This window comes from Kitasatospora sp. NPDC057940, from assembly GCF_042887425.1.
Lineage (GTDB): Bacteria > Actinomycetota > Actinomycetes > Streptomycetales > Streptomycetaceae > Kitasatospora.
This window is the reverse complement of the sequence record NZ_JBHVPH010000003.1, coordinates 1-22605: the sequence shown is the minus strand read 5'-3', so window position 1 is coordinate 22605 and position 22605 is coordinate 1. Positions and strand designations below refer to the sequence as shown.

Annotated in this window: 14 protein-coding genes and 2 pseudogenes; 12 read left to right on the top strand and 4 right to left on the bottom strand. The window is 70.9% G+C overall.

From position 1 onward, the window contains the following. Positions 1-343 precede the first annotated feature (343 nt). A complete protein-coding gene (locus ACFVTF_RS06030) occupies positions 344-1495 on the bottom strand; it encodes a hypothetical protein (protein WP_387809653.1) in 1152 nt (383 codons plus the stop codon). Between the two features lie 630 nt (positions 1496-2125). Between ACFVTF_RS06030 and ACFVTF_RS06025 the strand changes: the two genes are divergently transcribed. Then, positions 2126-2683: a GNAT family N-acetyltransferase gene (locus ACFVTF_RS06025; RefSeq protein ID WP_387809650.1), complete on the top strand. Its 558-nt coding sequence runs from the start codon at positions 2126-2128 to the stop codon at positions 2681-2683. A gap of 177 nt (positions 2684-2860) precedes the next feature. Here the strand turns inward: ACFVTF_RS06025 and ACFVTF_RS06020 are convergent, their stop codons facing one another. Next, a complete protein-coding gene (locus ACFVTF_RS06020; protein ID WP_387809647.1) occupies positions 2861-4165 on the bottom strand; it encodes a cytochrome P450 in 1305 nt (434 codons plus the stop codon). A 666-nt stretch (positions 4166-4831) separates the two neighbouring features. On the opposite strand from ACFVTF_RS06020, the gene ACFVTF_RS06015 reads away from it, so the two are divergent. The 4 genes and pseudogenes from ACFVTF_RS06015 to ACFVTF_RS06000 form a co-directional block, all read left to right on the top strand. Beyond that, a complete protein-coding gene (locus ACFVTF_RS06015; protein WP_387809644.1) occupies positions 4832-5371 on the top strand; it encodes a plastocyanin/azurin family copper-binding protein in 540 nt (179 codons plus the stop codon). Continuing rightward, a complete protein-coding gene (locus ACFVTF_RS06010) occupies positions 5368-6321 on the top strand; it encodes a metallophosphoesterase family protein (protein WP_387809641.1) in 954 nt (317 codons plus the stop codon). The genes ACFVTF_RS06015 and ACFVTF_RS06010 overlap by 4 nt, the downstream gene beginning before the upstream one ends. Next, complete coding sequence (locus ACFVTF_RS06005; RefSeq protein ID WP_387809638.1) at positions 6318-7316, top strand: DUF6529 family protein; 999 nt, start codon at positions 6318-6320, stop codon at positions 7314-7316. The genes ACFVTF_RS06010 and ACFVTF_RS06005 overlap by 4 nt, the downstream gene beginning before the upstream one ends. Positions 7317-7640: 324 nt before the next feature. Next, positions 7641-7754: pseudogene (locus ACFVTF_RS06000) on the top strand (IS5/IS1182 family transposase); the annotation flags it as partial. Positions 7755-7771: 17 nt separating this feature from the next. On the opposite strand, the pseudogene ACFVTF_RS05995 reads toward ACFVTF_RS06000, so the two are convergent. After that, positions 7772-7879 (bottom strand): annotated as a pseudogene (locus ACFVTF_RS05995) (2-hydroxyacid dehydrogenase); the annotation flags it as partial. Between the two features lie 235 nt (positions 7880-8114). On the opposite strand from ACFVTF_RS05995, the gene ACFVTF_RS05990 reads away from it, so the two are divergent. The 3 genes from ACFVTF_RS05990 to ACFVTF_RS05980 all read left to right on the top strand — a co-directional run bounded on the left by ACFVTF_RS05990 (position 8115) and on the right by ACFVTF_RS05980 (position 11050). Next, positions 8115-9239 carry an RCC1 domain-containing protein gene (locus ACFVTF_RS05990; protein WP_387809635.1) on the top strand — a complete coding sequence of 375 codons (1125 nt, stop codon included), beginning with the start codon at positions 8115-8117 and terminating at the stop codon, positions 9237-9239. Positions 9240-9385: 146 nt separating this feature from the next. Continuing rightward, positions 9386-10312: a CAP domain-containing protein gene (locus tag ACFVTF_RS05985; protein WP_387809632.1), complete on the top strand. Its 927-nt coding sequence runs from the start codon at positions 9386-9388 to the stop codon at positions 10310-10312. Between the two features lie 180 nt (positions 10313-10492). Then, positions 10493-11050: a hypothetical protein gene (locus ACFVTF_RS05980; protein ID WP_387809630.1), complete on the top strand. Its 558-nt coding sequence runs from the start codon at positions 10493-10495 to the stop codon at positions 11048-11050. Between the two features lie 166 nt (positions 11051-11216). Here the strand turns inward: ACFVTF_RS05980 and ACFVTF_RS05975 are convergent, their stop codons facing one another. Then, positions 11217-11573: a beta/gamma crystallin domain-containing protein gene (locus ACFVTF_RS05975; RefSeq protein WP_331743564.1), complete on the bottom strand. Its 357-nt coding sequence runs from the start codon at positions 11571-11573 to the stop codon at positions 11217-11219. Between the two features lie 1162 nt (positions 11574-12735). Between ACFVTF_RS05975 and ACFVTF_RS05970 the strand changes: the two genes are divergently transcribed. Genes ACFVTF_RS05970 through ACFVTF_RS05955 form a run of 4 tightly spaced genes read left to right on the top strand, consistent with a single transcriptional unit; the run spans position 12736 to position 22456 of the window. Then, entirely contained in the window at positions 12736-15555 is a 2820-nt protein-coding gene (locus ACFVTF_RS05970) for a DUF6603 domain-containing protein (protein ID WP_387809627.1), read from the top strand. A gap of 15 nt (positions 15556-15570) precedes the next feature. Continuing rightward, on the top strand, positions 15571-17700 hold the full coding sequence (locus ACFVTF_RS05965; protein WP_387809625.1) for a hypothetical protein: 2130 nt from the start codon (positions 15571-15573) through the stop codon (positions 17698-17700). Between the two features lie 32 nt (positions 17701-17732). Next, positions 17733-21200 (top strand): hypothetical protein, encoded by a 3468-nt coding sequence (locus ACFVTF_RS05960; RefSeq protein ID WP_387809622.1) that lies wholly within the window; start codon positions 17733-17735, stop codon positions 21198-21200. Beyond that, the gene (locus ACFVTF_RS05955; protein WP_387809620.1) at positions 21200-22456 is read left to right on the top strand and encodes a hypothetical protein; all 1257 of its coding nucleotides are present in this window, start codon (positions 21200-21202) and stop codon (positions 22454-22456) included. The genes ACFVTF_RS05960 and ACFVTF_RS05955 overlap by 1 nt, the downstream gene beginning before the upstream one ends. Positions 22457-22605: the final 149 nt, after the last annotated feature.

The window sequence follows — 22605 nt, the reverse complement described above, 5'->3', positions numbered from 1 at the left end:
AGGGCTCTACCGCTGGGCAGGTTGCGTACGAGTTCCGGCAGTTCCAGGCCGACGATGCTGAACACGACGCTCTCCAACAGGAATACCACGACCGCGCCGATGACGCTTCCACCGCCGCCGAGCAGACCGGGTCGGTGCTGGCCAGGATCGCGCCGAGCACGAAGGCCGTCGCGGGCGGCATGCCGGTCAGCGCGACCGCCGCGAAGCCGACGGCCGCAGCCGAGGCGAAGACCAGACCGAACGCGAGGATCGTGACCGGACGCCACACGGTGCAACTGGCGGCCGACGACGGTGCACCGGCCGCCGCGGCAACCGGTGCACCGTCCCCTCGCGGTCCCGATTCTCAGTGCAGGACGTCGAGTTCGTTGTCGTCGTTGTTGACGAAGTAGACCGCGTCGTGGTCCAGGCCCAGTGCGAGGCCGAAGAGCGCACCCGCGCCGGGCGGGTTGCCCTCGCCGTTGATCTGCTTGGACGCCACCTGCCTACCGGCCCCGGTGGTCTCGACGATGTTGCCGTCCCCGCCGTTGACGGTCAGGATGTCGCCCCTGGGTGTGAGAGCCATGCCCAGCGGGCCGTTGAGGCTGCCGCCCTCGGTGATGACCCGTCCGATGCCGTCGCTGTGCTTCCGGGTCAGCGCGCGCGGGATGGCGGTGATCCGGCTGCGCACGGTGTCGGCGACGAAGAGCGTGCCGTCCCGGCCGAGGCCGACGCCGGTCGGGCCGACCACCAGGGCCGTCGGGTCCGTCCGCTCGGGGAAGCCGGCGCCGATCTCGGTCGTAGCGACCCGCTTCGGCGGCTCGTCGCCCTCGCAGCGCAGAGTGATCCGCAGGACCGTGCCCTGGTCGACCTCCGCGCCGTCGCCGGCGACGGTGCCGTTGAGCACGTTGGTCACGAACAGCTCCGTCTGCCAGCTCCGCCCGCCCCGTTCACTGCGCGTGTCGGAGCTGACGGCGGTCATGTCCCACGGGCCGTTGATGCCGTTCCCCGCGATCGTCTCGCGCACCGTGCCGTGCTTGTCGAGGACCAGCAGGCAGCCGGCCTGGGCGGTGGCCGAAGTGCCGTCCGCGGTGGGGAGGCTGCCGACCACGACCCAGCCACCGGGCAGGACCGTCAGCGCCGTGGTGAGGCCGACCCCACCGGGGCACGGGCCGGGCAGGTTGTTCGGGTCGATCGTGGCGAACGTGGTCCTTGCACCATGCGGGGTGATCTGGACCAGGGTGGTGCCCTTGCCCTGCTCGCCCGCCGGGGGGTTCGCCGAGTTGTTGAAGTTGCTGACCAGGACGTTGCCTCGATGCAGATCGCCGACGCTCTCCCGGATGGTGAACGTGCCGTACGGGTTCAGGTCGCCGTTCTCCGGAACGGTGGACGCGACGGTGGACACGGTGTTCAACCCGTCCAGGAACGGCTTCTGGTCGCCGGCCGGGGGCGCGGCGGCGGTCAGGCCGACGGTCAGCGCGGCGGTAGCCAGCGCGCTCGAACACACCCGAAGTCTCACGTACTGCCTCCTGAAGGGCTGGCCCGAAAGCCAGGACAGGGCGTCCTGGCCGGCGAAACTGCTCAGAGTGGCCCCAGCGCCGCCACATGGGACATGGTCACTGGGACGAGACGTGATCGCCGGAAGGCCGCCGCGGCGCCGCGATACCGGGAGCCGAACGGAGCAGCCCACGTCACCACGGAGGCGGCCCGGACACAACCAGGGCGGGGCAGTATGTGCCGGTGGAGATGCCGGGCAGCGGCCGCTCGGCCCGGCCGGGCGAGGCCTGCCCAGGGCAGTCCGGCAAGTGCTCGGCGTCCTGGTGGCCGTTGTCGGGGCCGGGCGCAGCAGATGCGGTGGTGGACAGCGAGACGGCCTGCTCGAACGGATGACCCCGGTACCAGGATTCGCCGGCCGGTCGGGTGTGCCGACTGGGCTCCTCGGAGGAGGGCACGCTCCCGCAGCCGAGCGCAGGCCGTCAGCTGCGCCGAGGTCCCTTGGACGCCGTCACCGGGGCGGTGGCGTCGATGAAGGCCCGCGGCCGGTGGCGCACGTCGCCAGTGCCGGCGGTGTAGGCGAGATTGGCGCAGGGCCGGGACACCTCGGTGCGCCTCCCAACCTCGTGCGCACCGCGGCGTGGTCAGATAGGGCATGGCATCGTCCTGGACTGGCAGACGGGTACGTCTACGCGCCATCGAGCCCGAGGACTGGACAGCGTTCATGCGCTTCGCGGACGAGGACGGACGGGGAGGGGGTCGGCTGGAGCTACCGCGGTCCGCCGGGAGCTACCGTGCCTGGGCGAAGGAGCAGGCCGTTGCCGAGTGCGAGGACGACCGCTTCCGGTTGGCGGTCGAAACGACGGTCACGGGAGAGCTGGTCGGCACGGTCGGCTCACATCGCACCGGCCCTCGTTCAGGCTGGTTCGAATTTGATGTCACGATCGGCGCTGCTCACCGGCGCAAGGGCTACGCGGCAGAAGCCCTGGTGCTGCTGTTGCGCTTCATGTTCGCCGAGCGGCGCTATCACAAATGCCTGGCAGCGATCCTCGCCCACAACGGGGCGTCGCTGGCACTTACTCGTCGGCTCGGCTTCACCGAGGAGGGGCGGTTGCGGGAACACGTCTTCTTCGCCGGCCGGCACCACGACCTCGTCATGATGGGCATGCTCGCCGACGAGTTCGAGCGGCGACACGCGACGGGCGAACCATAAGGCTGGTCATCCAAGCGTGTGCGGTTGGACGCGGTCTGTCACTGAAAGCAACTGGCCGCCTTTACTGACTTCGGCGCCTCGCGGTGATGGATCGGCGCGTTCCACCGGCGGACCTTCGCAGTGACCGGCGCAGCCGTTCCCAAGATCTGCCTCCGCCGTCACCTTCAAGCGCCGAGGTCAGTAGCTGCGCAAGGTGGCACGCAGGCGCAAGCCGGTAGTTGCGAGACCTTCGAGGGTGGTGACCTGGTAGCTGGGTTCCGGTCCGGGCGGCTCGCTCAAGTGGTGACAGCGGGCGGTCTGCGCGGTCAGGAGGGTCAGCATCGCCATGGCCAGAGCGGCTCCCTCGCAGCCATGCGGCCCGGTACCGAAGGAGAGGAAGGCCCCGGGGTTCGCCGGCGAGCCCGAATCATCGAGCCAGCGCTCGGGCTGGAACCGGTCCGGCTCGGAGTGTTCCCGTGCGTCGCGGTGGGCGGTGTAGGGGCAGACGAGAACGGTGGACCCGGCGCGGATGGTGTAGTCGGCGAGCTGAGTCTGGCGCGTGACGCGCCGGGTCAGCAGCCAGCTCGGGGGGTACAGCCGGAGCACCTCGCGTACCAGCGCTTGGGTGTATCGCAGGCTGTCGAGGTGGGTGCTGGTCGTCGCGGCCGGATCCGCGGGCAGCAAGGCGGCTTCGGCCGCGACGCGGTCCGCTGCCTGGGGGTGCCGGGCCAGGTGGAGCAGGATCCACCCGGCTGCCCGGGAAGGCGTCTCGAAGGTGGCGACGGTGATTCCGGGGAGAGTGTCGAGGATGGCCTCTTCCGGTAGGAGGCCGTAGCGGGAGGAGGGGCGGAGCATCTGTCCCAGCACGTCGTCACCGGGCCGGCCCGATGTGCGGCGCCGGCGGACGACGGGCCGCAAAGCGTCGGTGAAGGCGACTTGCTGCCGTGTGCGGAACCGCCGTGCCGGTGTGGGGACCCAGCGCGGCCATACCCAGCGCGAGGGGCGTACGAGCGCCTCCCGGGCGAGGAAGAGCCGTGCGGCGAAGGGCAGCAGGGTGGGAGCGTCTTCGGAGAAGAGGTAACGCACGCCGATTTCTGCCAGGGCGTGCCGGACCAGGGGCAGAATCTCGACGTCTTGGCCCGTGGGCCACTGGTCGGCAAATTGGGCGGCTCCGGGCGCGATCTCACTGATCCGGGCCGCAACCGCCTGCGGGCGTAGTCCGCGCATGCGGGCGGCGTGAGCGTGCGCACGCTCGGCAGGTGTCGGTGCTCCGGTCGCCCGTTTCAACGGAGGGAAGAGGGGCGAGGGTGCCATGGGGAAGTCCTGCGCGCGACGAAGGACTGCTTCACACGGCCCGGCCGTGGCGGCTACGTAGACACCCGGTTCCAGTTGCCAGACGTCCCCGCACTCGTCAGTGCCACGGCGCGCCAGCGCCAGCCGGTCGTGGCTCCAGGCCGCGAAGCTGCCTTCGGGCAGCCGCGGCGGCTCGTTCACTCGGTCCATGAGGTCGACCCTGACGCTCGCGTACCTGGCCAGTCCGATACCCCCGGTGGGCGCCCGGGGGGCCCACCGGTAGTGCGGTCAGGCCCGGTCGTCGCCGGCGTACGCATCCCAAGCGTTGGCCCCGTACGCACCGTAGTGGCGGGTGAAACAAAGCTTGCGGAGCAGTTTGGCGATCATCATGCACTCCTCTCGCCTGCCTGAGCCCTCCCAATCGAGGGTCCAACTTCCATACTGCCACTGCGGACCCGGCGCAGCTTCGCTCCACACCCGGAGCGCCGGGTGGCGGCGAAAGGACCCTTCCTGACGAAGGGCCGCGGTGTGTAGTGCCGGGTGTACCAAATGTGCCCGAACGCCGGGATCAGGTCCCGCTCGACCGGCCGCTGGACTCGCTGGACGTCTTCTGACCAGCCCGCCTGCCAGTTCACCGGGGCCTGGGACTTCCCTGCTCGGGGCGTTCCGGTATCCGCCGCCCGGGTGAAATAACGAGACTCCGCCGTGGAATTAGTTTCGTCGTATGGAATGTTCTGTTCGCCCACATAAAGTAGCCCACCGTGTTACACCCACTACCCAGTGTCCCCCGGCAGGTGCAACACGGTCGTCTGCCTGTTCGAGAAGACCGATCCCGGATCGGTCTTGGACCACACCCGCCCGTGCAGCCGGGGACGCGTGGAAGGAACGATGGCCATGAATGCGAACTCCTCTGCGCCGGTCCGGCGGTCGCGTACGGCGTGCCTGGCCGCTGTCGCCGCTGCCGCAGCACTGGTGCTGCTCAGCGGGTGCGGCGGATCGTCACACCCCAAACCCGCCGGCGCGCTGAGTCCCGGACCCGGCCAGACCCTGCCGGGATTTCCCGGTGCCTCCGGAACGAGCGGTACGGTCGCCGTCAGCCCACCATCAGCCGCGCCATCAACCCCGTACAGCAGCGGCCAGGCGTCCACCCCGGCGGCCGCCAACGCGGTGACGATCAGGAACTTCGCGTTCTCCCCGGCCACCCTGACGGTCAAGGCGGGCACGACGGTGACCTGGACCAACACCGACGCCGACGCTCACACCGTCACCAGCAAGCAAGGATCGGGCGGGCCGCTGAACTCTGCGCCGCTGACGACTGGCGCCACCTACAGCTACACATTCACCGAGCCCGGCACCTACCCCTACTTCTGCACCATCCACCCGTTCATGATCGCCACGGTGGAGGTGACCCCATGACCGAGCACACGGACGACTCCCACGGCGGTGGCGAGCACGGCATGACCCGCCGGCAGCTCGCGCGGCACTCCGCCTGGTTCGGTGGTGTCGTGGTCCTGAGCGTCGTCGCGGGAGAGGTGATCAGTCATATCCCCGGTTCGGCGAGCGTGGCCCCGGCGAGCAGCGCGGACCTGCATTTCGTGCAGGTCTCCGACAGCCACATCGGCTTCGATGGCCCGGCCAACATGGACGTCGCCGGGACGTTCGGCATGGCGGTCAACCAGGTCAACTCCCTCGGGTTTCGAGCCGATTTCGTCATGCACAGTGGCGACCTGACGCACCTTTCCACCCCCGCCCAGTTCGACCAGGTCAAGCAGATGCTGTCGCAGTTGGACACTGACCGGGTCTTCACCGTGCCGGGCGAGCACGACTCGATCGGGGACAACGGACCACGCGCCTACCGACAGGCTTTCGGCCAGAACACCCTCGGCGACGGCTGGTACAGCTTCGACACCCACGGTGTGCACTTCATCGCGCTGGTCAACACGCTGCACCTGGAGCAACTCGGCCACCTGGGCAACGATCAGATCGACTTCGTGCGCAAGGACATCGCCGGCCTGTCTTCGGACACCCCCATCGTCATCTTCAGTCACATCCCGCTGTTCGCAATGTATCCGACGTGGGGCTGGGGCACCGACGACGCGGTGCAACTGCTGTCGATGTTCCGCCGCTTCTCCTCGGTGACGTGCCTCAACGGGCACGTCCACCAGCTGTTCAGCAAGACCGAGGGCAACATCACCTTCCACTCGGCCCGTCCCACCTGCTACCCGTTCCCCAAACCCGGCCAGGGCCCCGCCCCACTTCCACAGGTACTGCCCGCCGGACGCCTCAAGGACGCACTCGGCATCCGCACCGTCAACTACCGGCAAGGCAGCCATGCACTGGCTATCAAGGACGAGAAACTCGCATGAACAGCCGGAGCCTTCCCGCCCCCGCACTGCGCCTGGTGCTTGCCGCCGCGCTCGCGGCAAGCGGATACATCCACGCCCAGCTCTACATCGACGGGTACCGATTCGTCCACATCATCGGCTCGATGTTCCTGCTGCAGGCCAGCACGGCATTCGCGGTGGCCGCACTCCTCCTGTTCGCGGCACCCCTCCTCCTGCGGATCGCCGCTGTCGCGATCGCCCTCGGCGCGCTCGCGGGCTTCGTCGCATCCCGCACCATCGGATTGTTCGGATTCTCCGAGCGCGGTCTGCAACCGTCCCCACAGGCCGTGCTCAGCGTCATCGCCGAGGTGCTCATTTTGCTGGTCGTCGGGGTCTGGCAGGCATCCGAGGCCGGGCACGTACCGTCAAGATCCAGGGTGGCGGAGTCGGGAGTAGGGGAGGGTGATCAGGCGGAGGGTCTCGCCCACCCCGTCGGCCACCGGCGGCTCCACGATGTCCTGTGGCTTCTCCTGCCCGTGGTGGTGATGGCCGGCCTCTTCTGGTACGGCCGGGTACACACCCCCAACTACGAGACCAGCCTCTTCGGGAGCCGCGGCAACGACGCGAGGCTGCTGAAAGCCCAACTGGGATCCGCACTGCTTGGCCTGGCGCTGATTCAGCTGCTTCTTGCCCTGTGGATCTACGGCCGCCTGCCCGCACTGGGAGCCGCACCGCACGGGGTCCGCACCACGCACCGTCTCATCGGCCTGACCGCCTTCCTCCTCTCCCTGCCCATCGCTCGGCACTGCATCACCGCCTACGGCGTCCAATTGACCGATACTCGCGTGGCGCTGCATTCGCTCATCGGCTGCTTTCTCTATGGGGCTTTCGTCGCCAAGGTCGTCGTGGTCCGGCACCGCCGCTGGCCCGGCTGGGCACTCCCCCTGGCCGGTGGCACCCTCGTCACTGCGATCGCCCTGATCTGGTACGTCGCCCCCTTCTGGTACCTGAACGGCTCCCAGGCGCCCGGCCTGTGAGCAGGACGTGAGGCCCCTCTCGCGACGGCCAATAGCGTATTAAGCCTTCTCCCCCCTCTGGGAGCATCCGGCCCCGACCGAGGCACGCGGAGGCCAGGCGGGCAGGACACGCTCAAGGCGACACACCGCCCGGAAGATCACGATCCGTAGTCGATGGGTAAGCGACCATGATCCGCCCGCACTGGCCGGTCCGGCTGGTCGGCCCGTGCCGTGGTCACCGGGGTGGTCGGATGCCGGCGAAGGCGGCTGCTGAGCTTCTCCGCCCGGGAGCCGGCATCCGATGCCGACTGCGGCGATCGGCTCCCGACCCGCGGCGGCTCCGCCGCCTGGCGGGGCATCGCCACCCGGTTCGACAAGAAGCCCGAGAGCTACCTCGCAGGCCTCCACCTCCGCGCCTCGATGATCTGGATAGACGACCTCGTACGACCACCCAAATGATCACAACATCACACAGACCCTAGGGGGCCGTCGAGGCGGAAGTCGAACTCGCGGGAGCGGTTGGCGGCGCGGGTGAGGCGGCGGTTGACGGCCAGGGCCAGTGTCCAGGCGTGTTCGGCGACGGCCGGGCGTGCCTGGAGGTGCCAGAAGATCACCTGTTCGGGTGAAGATCGAGACAGGGGTCCCGAGTTCTGATCGCTCGTCACCGATGATGCGTTCGAGAGCTTGCGGGGAGGGCCGGGCAGGAGCGGTCCGTCGGGAGGCAGCACCGCCGCGTCCTCGCGGCAGCCTCCGCGGCCGCGCCCGGCGCGGCCGTATCCCCCCATTCCCGCATGACAGCACACCCGACGAGGAGATGAAGTGCAGGAGAAGCGGCTCAAGTCCTGGGGCAACAACCGCGCAGGCCAGCTCGGCGACGGGACCTGGACGGACATCCGTACGACGGCCACCACCGTGCTGGGGCTGACGAGCACCGAGGTGGTGAAGATCGCCGCCGGGGGAGGTGGCCCCGCCACAGGCTTCGGGCTGGCCCTGCTGACCGACCGCACGGTGCAGACGTGGGGCGCCAACGGGTCGGGGCAGCTCGGCGACGGCTCGGTGTTCAGCCACAACGCGCCCGGCCAGGTCGTCAACCTTTCCGAGGCCACCGACGTCGCCGCGGGCGGAGTGCACAGCCTGGCACTGCTCGCCGACCGGACCGTGGTCGCCTGGGGGCGCAACAACTACGGCCAGCTCGGCAACGGCACCAACGCCGACAGCAGCGTCCCGGTCCGGGTCGAGGGACTCGACAAGGTGATCGCGATCGCCGCCGGACTCAACCACAGTCTGGCGCTGCGCGAGGACGGCACCGTGTGGGCCTGGGGCCACAACATCAACGGCCAGCTCGGCGACGGCACTTCGGCGAGCCGCAACGTGCCGTCCCCGGTGAACAACCTGACCGGTGTGACCAGGATCGCCGCCGGCGCCGACCACAACCTGGCCCTGGTCGGCCCGCCGAGCAGCTCCACCAAGCCCACCAGTGGCAACGCGGTGAAGGCGTGGGGCTACAACGCCACCGGCCAGCTCGGCGACAACACCACCATCAGCCGCTTCACCCCGGTCGACACCCAGGGCAGCTGGCTCGGCGGGGTCTCCGGGATCGCGGCCGGAGCCCACCACAGCCTGGCCGTCACCGACAGCGGCAACAAACTCAAGGCCTGGGGCCGGAACACCTCCGGCCAGATCGGCGACGGCACCACCGACTTCCGGGTCACCCCCGTCCCGGTCCCCGGCCTCACCGGCGTCCAGCTGATCGCCGGCGGCCGCGAACACACCATCGCCCTGCTCGGCGACAACACCGTCCGCGCCTGGGGCAACAACGGCTCCGGCCAACTCGGCAACGGCACCACCACCGACGCCAGCACCCCCGTCACCTCGCTCACCGCGCTGACCGGCGTCGACAAGATCGCCGCACCCCTCGGCGGCGACTTCAGCCTGGCCAACTGAACCCGGTGCGCGGCCCCGGTTCCCCGTCGAGGCCGCGCACGGCAGTTCGTCAACGCGCTGCTGATCGAACGTCAATTCAGCCCTGGTGTCCTGGCCGCGTTCCGCTGTCGCATCCGCACGCGGCCCACCGACAACAGGAGATCCCCGTGTCCCACCCGTCCACTCGGACCCTCCGCCCCCGCCCGAGCACCGGCACCCGCCGCCGCACCCGGCTGGCAGGCCTGGCGCTCGCCGTCTCCGCGATATCCGCGAGCAGCATCACGCTGCTCGCCGCGCCGGCGAACGCCGCCGTGGTCGAGCAGATGGTCACGATCCAGGACCACCAGAACCACAACTCGCTGGCCAGCTCCGACGGCGAGGGCTCCCGGATCGTCGCCCGCAACTACCAGAACGCCTCCACCTCGTTCTGGATCTCCAACAAGCCCGGCGACCGGGTCGACTTCGCCCGCAACGTCAACGGCACCGAGCGCGTGCTGGAGATGGACACCAACGACGGCCGGTCCACCCAGTTCATCCACTGGTGGGCGGGCGACAACCAGCAGTGGACCCTGGAGCCCGCCGCCGGCGGCGGCACCTACCTCCACAACGCCCGCGACAACCGCTGTCTGACCTACCACGGTCTCGACCGGGAGGTCACCGTCGAGAACTGCGACGGCAGCATGGCCCAGCGGTTCGACCTGATCGGGTCGGGCACCGGTCCTGGCCCTGGCCCGGGTACCTCCGTCGAGCAGCGCTTCCTGGACCGGCTCAACACCGTGCGCGCCCAGAACGGCAGGCCGGCGGTGCGCCTCAACCAGACGCTCTCCCAGGCCGCCAAGTGCAACGCCGACCAGATGGACCAGCGCCGCGTCTCCGGCCACTTCTGCGACTCGAGCGGCATCGCGCACAACCTCGGCTACACCGGGAGGGGATTCGGCGAGATCGCCTTCTACGGCCCCACCGACATCGACGCTGCCGTCGACGGCTGGATCAGGTCGCCCCTTCACCTGGGGATCATGCTCGGCGACTACAACGAGGTCGGCCTGGCCCGCACCGGCAACGCCTCCTGGAACGCGGACTTCAGCACCCGCTGACCCCCGCCACGACCGCTCCGCCGGGGCCGCTCCACCGCGACCGCCCACCCCGGCGGAGCGGTCGCGGGGGTGGCCCCGGCCAGAACCTCCGCCAGCGACGGCACTTCCGGGAGGCGGAGGCGGAGGCGGAGGCCGGAAACCGGGATGACCAGGATGGGGAGCGCTGTGAGACTGGGCGCCGTGACGCGACCTGAGCTTTCCGAGCTGGAGTACTTGAGGGAGATCGAGCGGCTCGCCCGTGCGGTGACGGGCGTGGCGTCGGCGGAGGGCTGGCTGTCGTACGGCCCCGAGGCGGAGGACGCGACGCGCCTGCAACGGGCGGTGAACGCGCTGGCCCGGGAGATCCGGCACTACCACTTCCCGGGGGACGGCTGCCTCGGCGAGGAGGCGGACCGGCCCGAGGTGAAGCTGGCCGGGGTGGCGATCCTGCGGCCCGGGGCGATGCCGGAGAGCATGGGGGAGAGCTACGAGGAGGCGTGCTCGCGCCTCGGGGTCGAGGCCAGGCCCGAAGGATGGGCCCTGTGGAACACCTGGGGTGACGGGGACCTCCAGGTGACGATGGTGGTTTCGGCGGTCGACACCACGGAGGGCCTGCTCGCGAACTGGTCGCGGGGCAGGGAGCTGTACCCGGTGATGCCGGTGCCTTCGCAGATCGTGCTGATCCACCGCGGCTGGGCCGCGCACATGGTCTTCTCCCCCTTCGGGGTGCGGAAGTTGGGGCTCGGCGGGCAGCCGTGACACCACATGCCGACGCCGGCCAGCCCCTGGAGGGCATGGCCGGCGCCGGTGGACCGGAATTGAGCGAATTCACGTCACAGAAAATTCGCCGGCGATCAAAGCGCTGCGGGGACTTGCGGTGATACGGCCGGGCGAATTTCCGTTCGGGTCCCGCTCCGCCGGTTCGTCAGAGGATTTGGATGGAGTTGACCTTCGGCGGCCGGTTCGGGTACGTGATGTCGGTCCAGCGGTTGACCCTCACCGAGTCGCCGTTGGCGTCGGAGTAGACCAGGTCGTTGTTCCCCGTGGAGATCCGGTCGATCCACCACCCGCCGAAGCCGATCGTCCCCCCGTTCGCGTAGCAGTCGACGCTGTCACGGCCATCGAGGTGCGACCAGATCTTCAGGAAGTCATTGCGGCTCCCGTCACACTGGACGTGGTCGATGGCGAAGGCGTTGCCGGACGGCACGGCCACGGTGAGCGTGGCCGCCGCGGCGAAGGCCATCGCCATCGAGCTCACGACCTTCTTCGCTTTCGAGATCATGGATTCTCCCCAACCGGATGAAATTTCGAATCGGAGTCCGCTTCGCAACGAGTTTCGGTTGCGTCGTGCTCGATCAGTATCCAGACCGACTTTGTGAGGGTCAATCGAACAAACCCCGACCTTACTTGTTCTCAGTCATTTCCATCCGAACTTTCGGCGAGGCGTGGGGCGCGTTGTTCTGGTGTGCCGCGAGTGGTTCCGAGGCCGGGCGCACCGGCCGTCGACCGAGATCGCCCACCGGCTGCTCTGACGTGGGGTGATGGCCCGACCGCCGACCGCGCGCGACAGGTGCTGGGGGTACCTGGCCGGGAGAGGGGGGTGGGGCTGGCGAGTTCACGCATGACGTGTTCATGGCTGACAGGATCCGGCGCCAGCCCGACATTTCCCGGGCGACGGCCGCCGCGGCAACGGTGGAGCGTTTCTGGTGCGCCTCCAGGGGCGCCCGGCGTTGGTGGAGTCGGCGGTTGCCCCGCTCGGCACGCCGGCGGATCGGGGCGGGGGCCTGCTCCGGCCTGGCATGTGGGGCGACGCCGGGGCGACGGTAGGGCCTGCGGTGGGGCGGGCTTCCCCCGACGTGTGGGAGGTGCTGATTACCTGGTCAGGACGGGTGTGGGTGGTTCGATGGCCGCTGGTTCGGCCGTCGCCTGGTCGGCGCAGTGCTTGGCTTCGTGACCGGTGACTTGGCTGGTGACCTCGGCGGCAGCCGGGAGCGTACTCGCGGTCCGGGCCCACTCGGCGCGCCCAGCCACCTGCGTCTGCATCAACAAGCGCCGTGATCCCCCAACCCGCCGACCGGATCGCGAACCGCAGGCGTCGGCCTTCCATTCGACAAGTCCCTCCTGGGGGTGAACCCGGTTCGTGTCCGGTTCGATCCGAAACGGGCGGCCGGGGGCCCGGTGGGGGTGCGGAAGCAGGGATGTGCGTGCAGCATCGCTGCGTGTCGGCACGGGGCGCGTGCTGATTTCACCCTTGGTGAGAAGCCGCCTGCCGCAGATACCGTGTGCATTGTAACGATCACCAAAAGTGTTCGATCACTCCCGGACCGTCCGGCGCGAAGCCGTCGCCCGGCCGCTCGGGCCGGCGGCGCCCGCAGGTCGGCGAGCCCAGGCCAAAGCCATCCGGGCCCGCGCCGTAGGTGCGGGCGGCGGCGAAAGGGGTACCCGTGGCGATCCACATCGATGCGCTGCGCAAACTGCTGGACGCGACCGCGGGGCAGGAGGTGGAACTGCCGGTCGAAGCCCTCGGGTTCGGCGGCGACTCGATGCGGGCGCTCTTCCCCGGCGGGACGCTGCGCCTCGCCTGGGCTGAGGGGGACCCGCAGGTGCCGTGGGCGGCGGGGACGGCCACGGTGGCGTTCGCCGAGCAGCCGGTCGCAGTGCGGCTGGCGATCAGCCATGACGATTCCACTGCGACGGCGTTCACCATCGACGTGCGGGGTGACGGGCCCGGCGCACTGGCCCACCTGCTGGCCCGCGGACTGGGTCTCGACGTGCCGCCGTTGCCGGCGTTGCTGGTCGAGCGGGTCACGCTCACCGCGAACCCCGCCGGCGGCACAGTGACCGCCGACGGCCCACGCGGGCGCGTGCGCGCCATGACCGGCGCAGGGCGGGCGTTCCTGGCCGAAGCGGACGGCTGGCAGGTGATCTGCACGGACCATGCGCTGACGCACGATCAACTCGTCGAACTGGAAGCTGAGCCCGCCGCCGCGAGGCCCGGCCCGTTCCGGCGCGAGCTGCCCGCCGGTGCGTGGCTGCTGCTGCCGGGCACTGGGTCGCGGCCGGTTCCGCTGCGCCCGGCCCGGCCGCACCTGGTGGCCGACGGCTCGCGGGTGGACGGCCTGGGCCGGGCCCTGCCGGCCCGGACGGAGCGGGGGCGACGGCGGTTCGAGCGCCCGGTGCGGGCGATCGCCACCGCGACGGGCTTCGCGGTCCTGGCGGGCAGTGACGGCGAGCGCGGCAACGGGCGCTGGCAGCTGGAGATCAGCGACGATGAGGCCGTCATCAACATCGACTACGACTACGCGCCGCTGCGGGTGACCGGCGGTCTGGGCAGGCTGCCCGCCGAGGCGCCCTACCGGTCGATCGTCGGCGGCGTGCTGATGTTCTCCTTCGGCGGCGGTGACGCGGCGGGCGGTGGCACGCCGGGCCGGGGCGTGTACGGCACCGGCGCGGGCGCCTACGTGGTACCGGAGGCCGCCGGGGCCAAGCCCTCGTTCTTCGGCTACGCGGGCCTCGGCGCGGACCCCGGGTTCGGCATCCCGGCGATCCGGCTGAACGGGGTGGCCGCCGGGCTGGGCTGGAACAGCCGGATCCGGCTGCCCGAGGTCTCCGAGGTCGGTGACTTCCCGCTGCTGAAGGCTCTGGACGACCCGGGCGCGATCGGCGCCGAGCGCCAGGACCCGGTGGAGATCCTGCGCAACCTCACCACCGGCGACGACGCGTGGATCACCCCGGCCCAGGACGAACTGTGGCTGGCGGCGGGCCTGAAGTTCACCATCGCCGAGCTGGTCGAGGGCCGGGCGATGGCCGTCGTGCAGACCGGTTCGGAGCTGACCGTCGCGTTGCTCGGCACCGCCGCCGCCACGCTGCCCAAGAGCGGCTCGCGCACGTACGCGCGGATCGAGGCGGCGCTGCGGGCCGTCCTCAAACCCCGCCAGGGCGAACTCGAGTTCGATGCCGAGCTCACCCCCGCCTCGTTCGTGCTGGACCCCAACTGCCGCCTGCGCGGCGGGGTGGCGTTCCGCAGCTGGTTCGGGCCCAGCGCGCACGCGGGCGACTTCGTCTACACGGTGGGCGGCTACCACCCCAACTTCAAGGCCCCGGCCCGCTATCCGGTGGTGCCGCGGCTGGGCTTCGACTGGGACCTGACCGGCTCGGTCACCATCTCCGGCAGCGCCTACCTGGCGATCACCCCGGCCGCCGCGATGGCCGGCGGCGCGCTGGACGTGCGCTTCCACGATGGGGCGGTCCGGGCCTGGTGCACCGCGAAGGTCGACGCGCTGGTCCAGTGGAAGCCGTTCTACGTCGACGTGAGCCTGCGGGTGCGGATCGGCGTCTCGGCGACCGTGAAGATCGTCTTCGTGAAGGTGACCATCACCGTCGAGGTCGGCGTCTCGCTGGGCATCTGGGGGCCGCCCACCGGCGGACAGGCCAAGATCAAGCTCTGGTTCGTCTCCTTCACCATCGACTTCGGCAAGAGCCGCCAGAGCGCGGGCAACACGTTGGACTGGGCCGGGTTCACGGAGATGCTCCCGCCACCGCCCACCACCGTGCGCGTCACCCCCGGGATCGGGCTGCTGGTCGACCACCAGCCCGGCGCCGAGCGCAGCACCGAGGCCGCCTGGGAGGTCTCGGCCAACGGCTTCACCTTCGCCACCGACAGCGCCGTGCCGCTGAAGGAGATCTTCCTGGGCGCCTCCGGCACCCCCGCCGAAACCGGCCCGGCCCTGAACATCCGGCCGATGCGCAAGCAGAACCTGACCAGCAGCCAGCGCGTCACCCTCACCCATGACGGCTCGGCCGTCGACCCCGCCACCTGGTCGCACAGCCGCTGTCTGGCCGCCGTCCCGCGGGAGCTGTGGGGCACCTCGGCCCAGGGCACCCTGCCGGACGGCGAGCAGCAACTGGTCAAGGACCAGCTCACCGGCGTCAGCCTGAGCTCCCCAGCCAACCGGCACGGCACCTCCACCGGCTACATGGACGAGAAGGCACTGGCCTTCGACCCGATCTACCCCGACGGCAACCAGCCGCTGGACCCGGCGGCCGGGCCGGTGGGCGCCGTACCGCGGCGCCCCGGCGGCGTCATCGCCGCCATCGCCGACACCATCGCCGCCGGGGCCCAGACCACCGCCCGCACCCGGCTGGCCGACCAGCTCACCGCGCTCGGCCTGGACCTGGGCGCACTGGACAGCGACCTGTCCGGCTACGCCCACGCCGCCCGCACCGCGTTCACCGCCGAGCCCATGCTCGTCGCCACCAGCTGAGAGAGGGGATCCCACATGGCCACCGTCGCCCACCGCACCCGTTTCTTCGATCACCGCCTCCCCTCGCTCTACGCCGGCCGCTACGCCGCCACCGTGAGCGAGAGCATCGAGGGACTGACCACCGGCGACACGCTGCCCGAGCGCGTGCAGCGCTTCGACGTGCGCCAGCCGCGCTTCTCCATCGCCGCCTCCGAGGTCCAGGCCGCCTACCCCGTGCCGGGCGCGATCGGCACCTTCAGCCAGATCCTGCCGCACATCACCCTGGACGCACCCGCGCTGCCCTGGGCCCGCCCCCTGAAGGGCACCACCGAGGGCGTGCCGTGGGTGGCCCTGTTGCTCTTCGGCGAGGACGAGCTGCCGGGCGACCGCGAGGCGGTCGGCCAGGTCACCGTCAGCACCGTCACTCAGCTCCTCGACGGCCAGGCAGGAGAAGGCCGCCCCCCGGCCATCGACCGCGACCACATGCTGCCCGGCGAGGCCGAGGAGGCCTGCCGCAGCATCCTGGTACCGGCCGAGCTGTTCACGGCGATCCTCCCCGAGCCCGCCGAGCTGGCGCTGCTGGCGCACATCCGCGAGGGCGGCCCGCCGGACGCGGACCACCAGCGCGTCGCCGGCAGCGATCCGGAGCCACTGACGGAGGACCTCAACGCCGTCGTCGTCGCCAACCGCTTCCCACCGGCAGCGGGTGGCCAGCAGGTCGTCCACCTGGTCTCCCTGGAAGGCTTCGAACCGTACGTCACCGGTACCACCCCGCCCGCCGAGGGCCTGCGCCTGGTCTCCCTGCAGACCTGGTCGTTCGAGACCCTGCCGGACTCGGGGATCGGCTTCGGCGACGTCGTGGAGAACCTGGCCGCCGCCACCGACACCCTGCTGCGCCTGCCGATCGACCCCGGCAACGTGGACGGCGACGTGCCGCAGCGGCTGGCGAGCGGCGCCACCGCCCTGCCGCAGCGGCTGGAGTCCGGGGAGCGTACCTTCGCCTTCTACCGCGGCCCGCTCACCGCCACCCCCGCCCAGGAGCTGCCCGCCCCGGCACACCCGCGCCTGGAGTCGGCCGGCGAGGCCCTGATCTACCTCCAGCAGCACGGCGTCTTCGACACCGGCTACGCCTCCGCGTTCAGTCTCGGGCGCGCCCTCGCGCTGGCCGACGCGCCGTTCCGCAACCGTCTCCTGGAGTTCCGCAAGGCCGCCCGCCGGGCCGTGCGCCGTCTGGCCACCCGGCCCGAACTGGTCACCGCAGCGCGCAGCGTGCGCCAGGCGGCCGACCAGCTGAACGCCAACCCGCAACGCACGGCCTTCGACCGGCTGATCAGCACCACGCTGCCCGCCGCTCTGGCCCGCACCGGCGCCGAGCTGGCAGGCGCCGCCCACCGCCCGGCCCAGCGCACCGCCGCGGCGCTGCCGCTGGCGGTCGGCGACCTGCGCGCCCAACTCGCCTCCGAGCACGTGCGCGAGCTGCTCCAGGAGGCGACCGGCCCCGAACGGGAGCCGGTCGAGGAGTGGTTGACGGGGCTCTCCCGGCTGGGCATGGTCCCCTTCGACCACCTGGTGCCCGACCTGCGGATGCTCCCGCCGGAGAGCGTCCGGTTCGGCTACCTGGACGCGGGGTGGGTCCGCGCGGCCGTCGACGGAGCGCTGAGTGTGGGCGTCGGGCACGCGCTGGACGCCGACCTGAACGCGCTGGCGGCCACCGTGCCCGCGCCGTCCGCCTGCGCGGTGCTGATCCGCTCCGAGCTGATCCCCAACTGGCCGCGCACCATCATCACCGCCTTCGCCGGCGAGGACGTGGTCGACCCGGTGCACCGGCTGCGCTACGGCAACGACGTCCTGCTGCTGCTCTACCCGCAGGTCATCGATACCTTCACCCTCGCCGAACCGCCGCAGGGCCTGCACTTCGGCATCGGCGACGTGGGCACCATCGAACTGCGCCGACTGACCGGCGAGATCGGCGACCCCATGGGCGACTTCCCGCAGCCGCCCGGCTTCGCACGCTTCCTGCGCCCGGGCGGGCACGACGTCCTGGACGTCGCCGGCACGCTCGCCCCCGAGCTGGCCGCCGCCCACCAGCTGCCGAGCCTGTCCCCGGCCCAGTTCGCGCTCCAGATGATCAAGGCGCCGCAGCTGCAGACCTTCGTCCGGCCCTGACCCCACCGACACCGTCCCCGAAGAGGATCCCCATGCCCAACGACACCCTGGTGGTGCCGGTCGAGGTCGCGGCGTTCGCGGTCAACGCGCAGACCCGCGACACCGACGGCAGCTACGTCATGCAGCGCTGGATCGCCAACTACGTCCCGTTCGTCAACGACAACGCGGCACCCGAACCGAAGCCGTTCGCCGGCACCGAGATGTGGACCGGCGACGCCTCCCGGCTCGGCGTCTACCTGCAGTGGCAGCTGCCCGAGGCCCTCTGCCAGGGAAGGCAGGACGAGGACAGTGGCGAGATCGGCGACTTCCCGCTGGTCCCCAACCGCTGGCTCGTCGTGCGCCGCTCCACCACCGGCGTGCGCTCGTGGATCGTGCAGTCCGACCACCTCGACCTCAGGACCGGCACCGCCTCCTACCTGGACCCGGCCGCCACGACCGCGACCGCCACCAGGATCGGCCGCCGCGTCGAGCTGACCGCCGCCAACCCCTGGCGCGAACCCGCCGACACCCCGGACGCCTTCCTGACCGCCCTCGGCCCCGGGCTGCTCACCTTCTCCGTCTATCAGCCGTACAACACCAACGTCTTCTCCCTGCACGACACCCTGGAGGACATCACCGGCGACGACCGGCTCAGCTACTGGGTCGCCGGCTGGTACGCCGACCCGGACAGCGACATCCTGGTCGCCGACGGCAACGACCAACGGGACTTCGCCGAACTGCTCCACGACCTGGAATGGAGCCTGGCCCCCGGCCTGGGAAGCCCCCGCGGCTCGCTCTACACCGGCAGCGCGCTCGGCGTCGCCTGGCAGCCCGAGGGCGGCATCCCCGAGTCAGACTCCCCGCACGCCTCCTCCATCGCCGTCGCCATCGGCAACAGCGTGGGCGAGGCCGCGGCCGTCCTACAGGAGCAGACCGGCGGCCCCGGCGCGCTCAGCGCCGAGGACGCCCGCCGCTACGCCGCCTTCACCCTGGGCGTGCTGGAGGACTTCGAACGCCCGGACGGCGACCTGTTCCCCGGCCGCGCCGCCCACGACTCCGGCTTCGGCCCCGTCCCCGGAGGCCACACCTGGCGCGTGGTCGACCGCGACACCGAGGCCACCCGCGCCGCGCGCACCCCCGCCGAGCGCGCCGCCGACCGCCGGCTCGCCCAGGACGTCACCGCCGAACTCAACCGGGCCCAGCGCGAACTCGACGCACTGGAACGCGAGCTGTACGGCGCACAGCAACACCTCTACGTACTCTGGGCCCTGAGCCAGGAGCCGAAGCAGCCCGAGGTCTTCAGCTCCCCGGTCCGGCGCGAACTCGACCCCGACCGGGCCGGCGCCGCAGGCCGCACCAGGGCCCTGGCCGCCCAGGTGACCGCCGCCCGCGCACGACTGCCCTGGTCCACCCGCGAGGAGGAACTCGCAGCACAGGCCCGCGCGTACGCCGCCGAGCACGGCCTGCGCACCACCCAGGTACTCCAGCGGGTGCCCGCCGAACCGTTCGAACACAGCGCGGACCCCGTGCTGATGCTGCAGGGCGCCAAACTCAACGCCCCCATGACCCGCGGCTCGGCCCTGCCCTGCCGCGTCCAGGAACGCCTGATCACCCGCATCGGCTCGATCACGGCGGCGAGCGTGGCCGCCGACGTGGCCAAGGTGAACACCGCCGGCCTGCCGCCGCTGCTCCCCGCGCTGCTCAGCGAGTTCTTCATCCTCGAGACGGCCCGCAGGACCGGCGTCGGCCTGGACGACGCCGACGGCCGGCTGCCCGAGCACGGCACCGAGCCCTGGCGCCAGCCCTGGCAGCCGCTCTACCTGCTCTGGGAGGCCGAGTACACCGCCATCCCGTTCCATGAGGACGGCACCGAGTGCTGGACCTTCGACGGAAACCGCTACCGCTGGGACGGCGAAGGCACCCTGCCCGTGCCCAGGACGGTCAGCGGACGGCAGATCCTCACCCCCACCAGCGGCTACGACCAGGAAGGGCAGATCGAACACTACGCGGCCGGGCGCGCCGACCTGCCCGAGGACCTGATCCGCCGCCTGCGCCGCGAAAGCCGCGAACTGGACCAGCTCTCCCAGCGCCTGGACGGCCTGAGCACCGCCGTCGGCCAGCGCGTGGCGGGCGGCTCGGCCATCCCCACCGGCGAACTGGGCGACCTGATCGCGAGCGGCACCGGGCCGCTGCCCGACCCCGGCGGCCAGCCCGTCAACCCCTGGGACGACTGGGACGACGTCGTCGATCTCGTCGCGTTCCAGGAACTGCGCTGCGGGCACCTCATGTTCACCAAGTTGTCCGTGGTCGACCGGTTCGGCCGGGCCGTCAACCTGATCGACAATCCGCTGCACTTCGACCGGCTGATCAAGCCCGCCTCGATGACCCCGGACCACGCCGTCGGCGAGATCCAGACCGACCGCTACGCCGAGCTCGGCCCGCGCCTGCTGCAACCCGCCCGCCTGGGCTTCGACTTCCTCTCCTCGACGGGTGACGAGGACGTCGAACTCACCCCCGGCACCAACCCGGTCTGCGCCTGGCTGCTGCACAACCGCCTGGACCGCTCACTGGCCTGCTACGCCCCCGACGGCCAGGCGCTGGGCGATCTGCGTGCCGTGCTCGACCCGGACGGCCGGCGCATCGTCACTTGGACCGCGCTGCCGGGCTCACCCGTCCAGGCGCTCGACGAGCTCGCCGCGCTCTCGCCGCACGCCCACCACCTGCTCACCGCCATCGAGCGGCGCGGCCCGGATGTGCTGGACGCCGTGCGGGCCCAGCTCGACGACACCCTGGCCGCCATCGACCCCGAAGGTCCCGAGGACCAGAGCCTCGCCTTCCTGCTGGGTCGGCCCCTCGCCCTGGTCCGGGCCCGCCTGGACCTGCGGCTGTACGGGCCGGCGCGCACCGACGTCGCCTGGCGCAACGTCATCGCCCAGACGGAGCCGGAGATGCCCGGCTACCAGTGGACCGTGCGCCTGGGCGAGGCCCTGCAGACCGACGACGGCCTGATCGGCTACGTCCTCGACGAGGACTACGACCACCTGGAGACGGTGCTGGCCCCGCGCGGCGAGCACGGCGGCTACCTGCGACCCATCGAGAGCGGCCAGCGCCTCAAGCTCGCCTTCGAGGAGGACAGCTCCGCCACCGTCACGCTGCTGCTGGACCCGCGCGCGCCCGTGCACGCCACCACGGACATCCTGCCGGTCGGCTCGGTCCTGGTCCCGTCGCAGTTCACCGAGGCCGCGCTGGCCGCCATGGCCGTCAACTTCCGCACCGGCCCCCTGCTGATCGCCACCACCGAGCACGGCGCGGCCACCCTGCTGCAGCCCGCCACCGCTACCGGCAGCTGGTCCTGGACGGAGCGCACCGGGGCCGACTGGACCCGACTGCCCATCACCGTCCCCGACCCTGCCTCCCTGCCGATCGGCGAACACCCGCAGATCCGCACTGGGTTCCTGGTCCTGGAGGACGCCGCCCAGGCCACCCGCAGCACCGCCGGCAACGAACGAGGAGCCCGATGATGGCCACCATCCCGCTGATCACCACCACCGACCCCGACGCCAAGAACGGCATGGACGCCGCACCACCGCTCTACTTCGAACTCAACACCAACCCCGACCCGGTGCGCATCTCGCCCTCCAACAGTGACCCCGCACGGGCCGACTTCATCCTTGTGGGCAGCCGCCGCAGCACCCTCGCCATCGACTGTCGCAAGATCACCATCAACATCCCCACAGGGCCTAACTCCCCGGACCTCACCTCCGACCTGAACAGCGCGACCGCGCAGATCAGCCTCCCCGGCTGGACGGCGACCACCAACACCACCGCCAAGACCATCACCTTCACCCCCACCTCCGGCCACGCCACCATCGGCCGCGGCGATGGCGTGACTCTGCAGCTGATGGGCTTGCGGATCAACACCGTGGTCGGCAGCTCACCGCTGCGCATCGACGTCGAGTGGGCCGAGAGCGGAGACGACTACTGGAGCACCGACTCGCTGACGATCGACGTCGGCAAGTTCCCCGCCGACTTCGTGCTGCGCAACTTCATCTCCGAGCAGTTCGTCATCGAAAACGGCGGCAGCGTCAAGCTCAACTGGGAGGCCAGCGGCGCCTCCTCCCTCAAGCTGCTCTACGACGTCGCCGAGGTGAACGTCCTCAACCAAAGCACCTACACTGTCAACAACGTCCGCCACAGCACCGTCTTCTACCTGCGCGCCACCGTCCAGAGCGGCACCGACACCGTCGAGCGGATCCTCTCCGCCACCGTCACCGTCCGCATCCCCGACCTCGAAGTCGCCAACCTCGTCGTTAACGGCACGATCACCGCCAAGGAGGTGACCGTGCCCACCGGTCACCAGCTCGCGGTGAAGGGCGACATCACCTTCGAGGAGGCGACGATGGGAATCCTCGGGGGCCTCCAGATGCTCGAGGCCCCCTACGGCGCGATCAAGCGCTTCGAGGCGCCGACCGATGGCCTCCTCATGTTCACAGTCTTCAAGCAGCTCACCGACACCAGCTTTCCTTACGGCGAAATGAGCAGTGGCGGGTTGACCTTCGTCCTACGACCGGAGCCCGGCCACTCGTCCTATGCGATGCTGCCGGTCAGGAAGGGCGCGCTCTGCATGTACCGCTACGTCGGCGACAGCGCCGGGTCCTTGGTCACCGTGACGTGGGTCCCCTTCGGTCGCGGGGAGGTCACCGAGCTCTCCACGGCCGAACTCGAAACCAACCCGGCGGGGTTGACGGCACCCGAGGAGCCTTCCAGCAGCGACTGACCCGGCACCTGACCGGTCACCCGCCCGTCCCCGACGCAACCGACCCGAGTCGTGGGGGCGCCCCCCCCCCCCCGCCCCCCGGCCCCCCCCCCCCCCCCCCCCCCCCCCCCGGGGGGGGGGGGGGGGGGGGGGGGGGCGGCGGGGGAGGA

Bases quoted from the DNA above. Each gene is read 5' to 3' on its own strand.
- ACFVTF_RS06025 (WP_387809650.1), top strand. From the start codon at position 2,126: ATGGCATCGTCCTGGACTGGCAGACGGGTACGTCTACGCGCCATCGAG.
- ACFVTF_RS06020 (WP_387809647.1), bottom strand. From the start codon at position 4,165: ATGGACCGAGTGAACGAGCCGCCGCGGCTGCCCGAAGGCAGCTTCGCG.
- ACFVTF_RS06010 (WP_387809641.1), top strand. From the start codon at position 5,368: ATGACCGAGCACACGGACGACTCCCACGGCGGTGGCGAGCACGGCATG.
- ACFVTF_RS06005 (WP_387809638.1), top strand. From the start codon at position 6,318: ATGAACAGCCGGAGCCTTCCCGCCCCCGCACTGCGCCTGGTGCTTGCC.
- ACFVTF_RS05975 (WP_331743564.1), bottom strand. From the start codon at position 11,573: ATGATCTCGAAAGCGAAGAAGGTCGTGAGCTCGATGGCGATGGCCTTC.
- ACFVTF_RS05965 (WP_387809625.1), top strand. From the start codon at position 15,571: ATGGCCACCGTCGCCCACCGCACCCGTTTCTTCGATCACCGCCTCCCC.
- ACFVTF_RS05960 (WP_387809622.1), top strand. From the start codon at position 17,733: ATGCCCAACGACACCCTGGTGGTGCCGGTCGAGGTCGCGGCGTTCGCG.
- ACFVTF_RS05955 (WP_387809620.1), top strand. From the start codon at position 21,200: ATGGCCACCATCCCGCTGATCACCACCACCGACCCCGACGCCAAGAAC.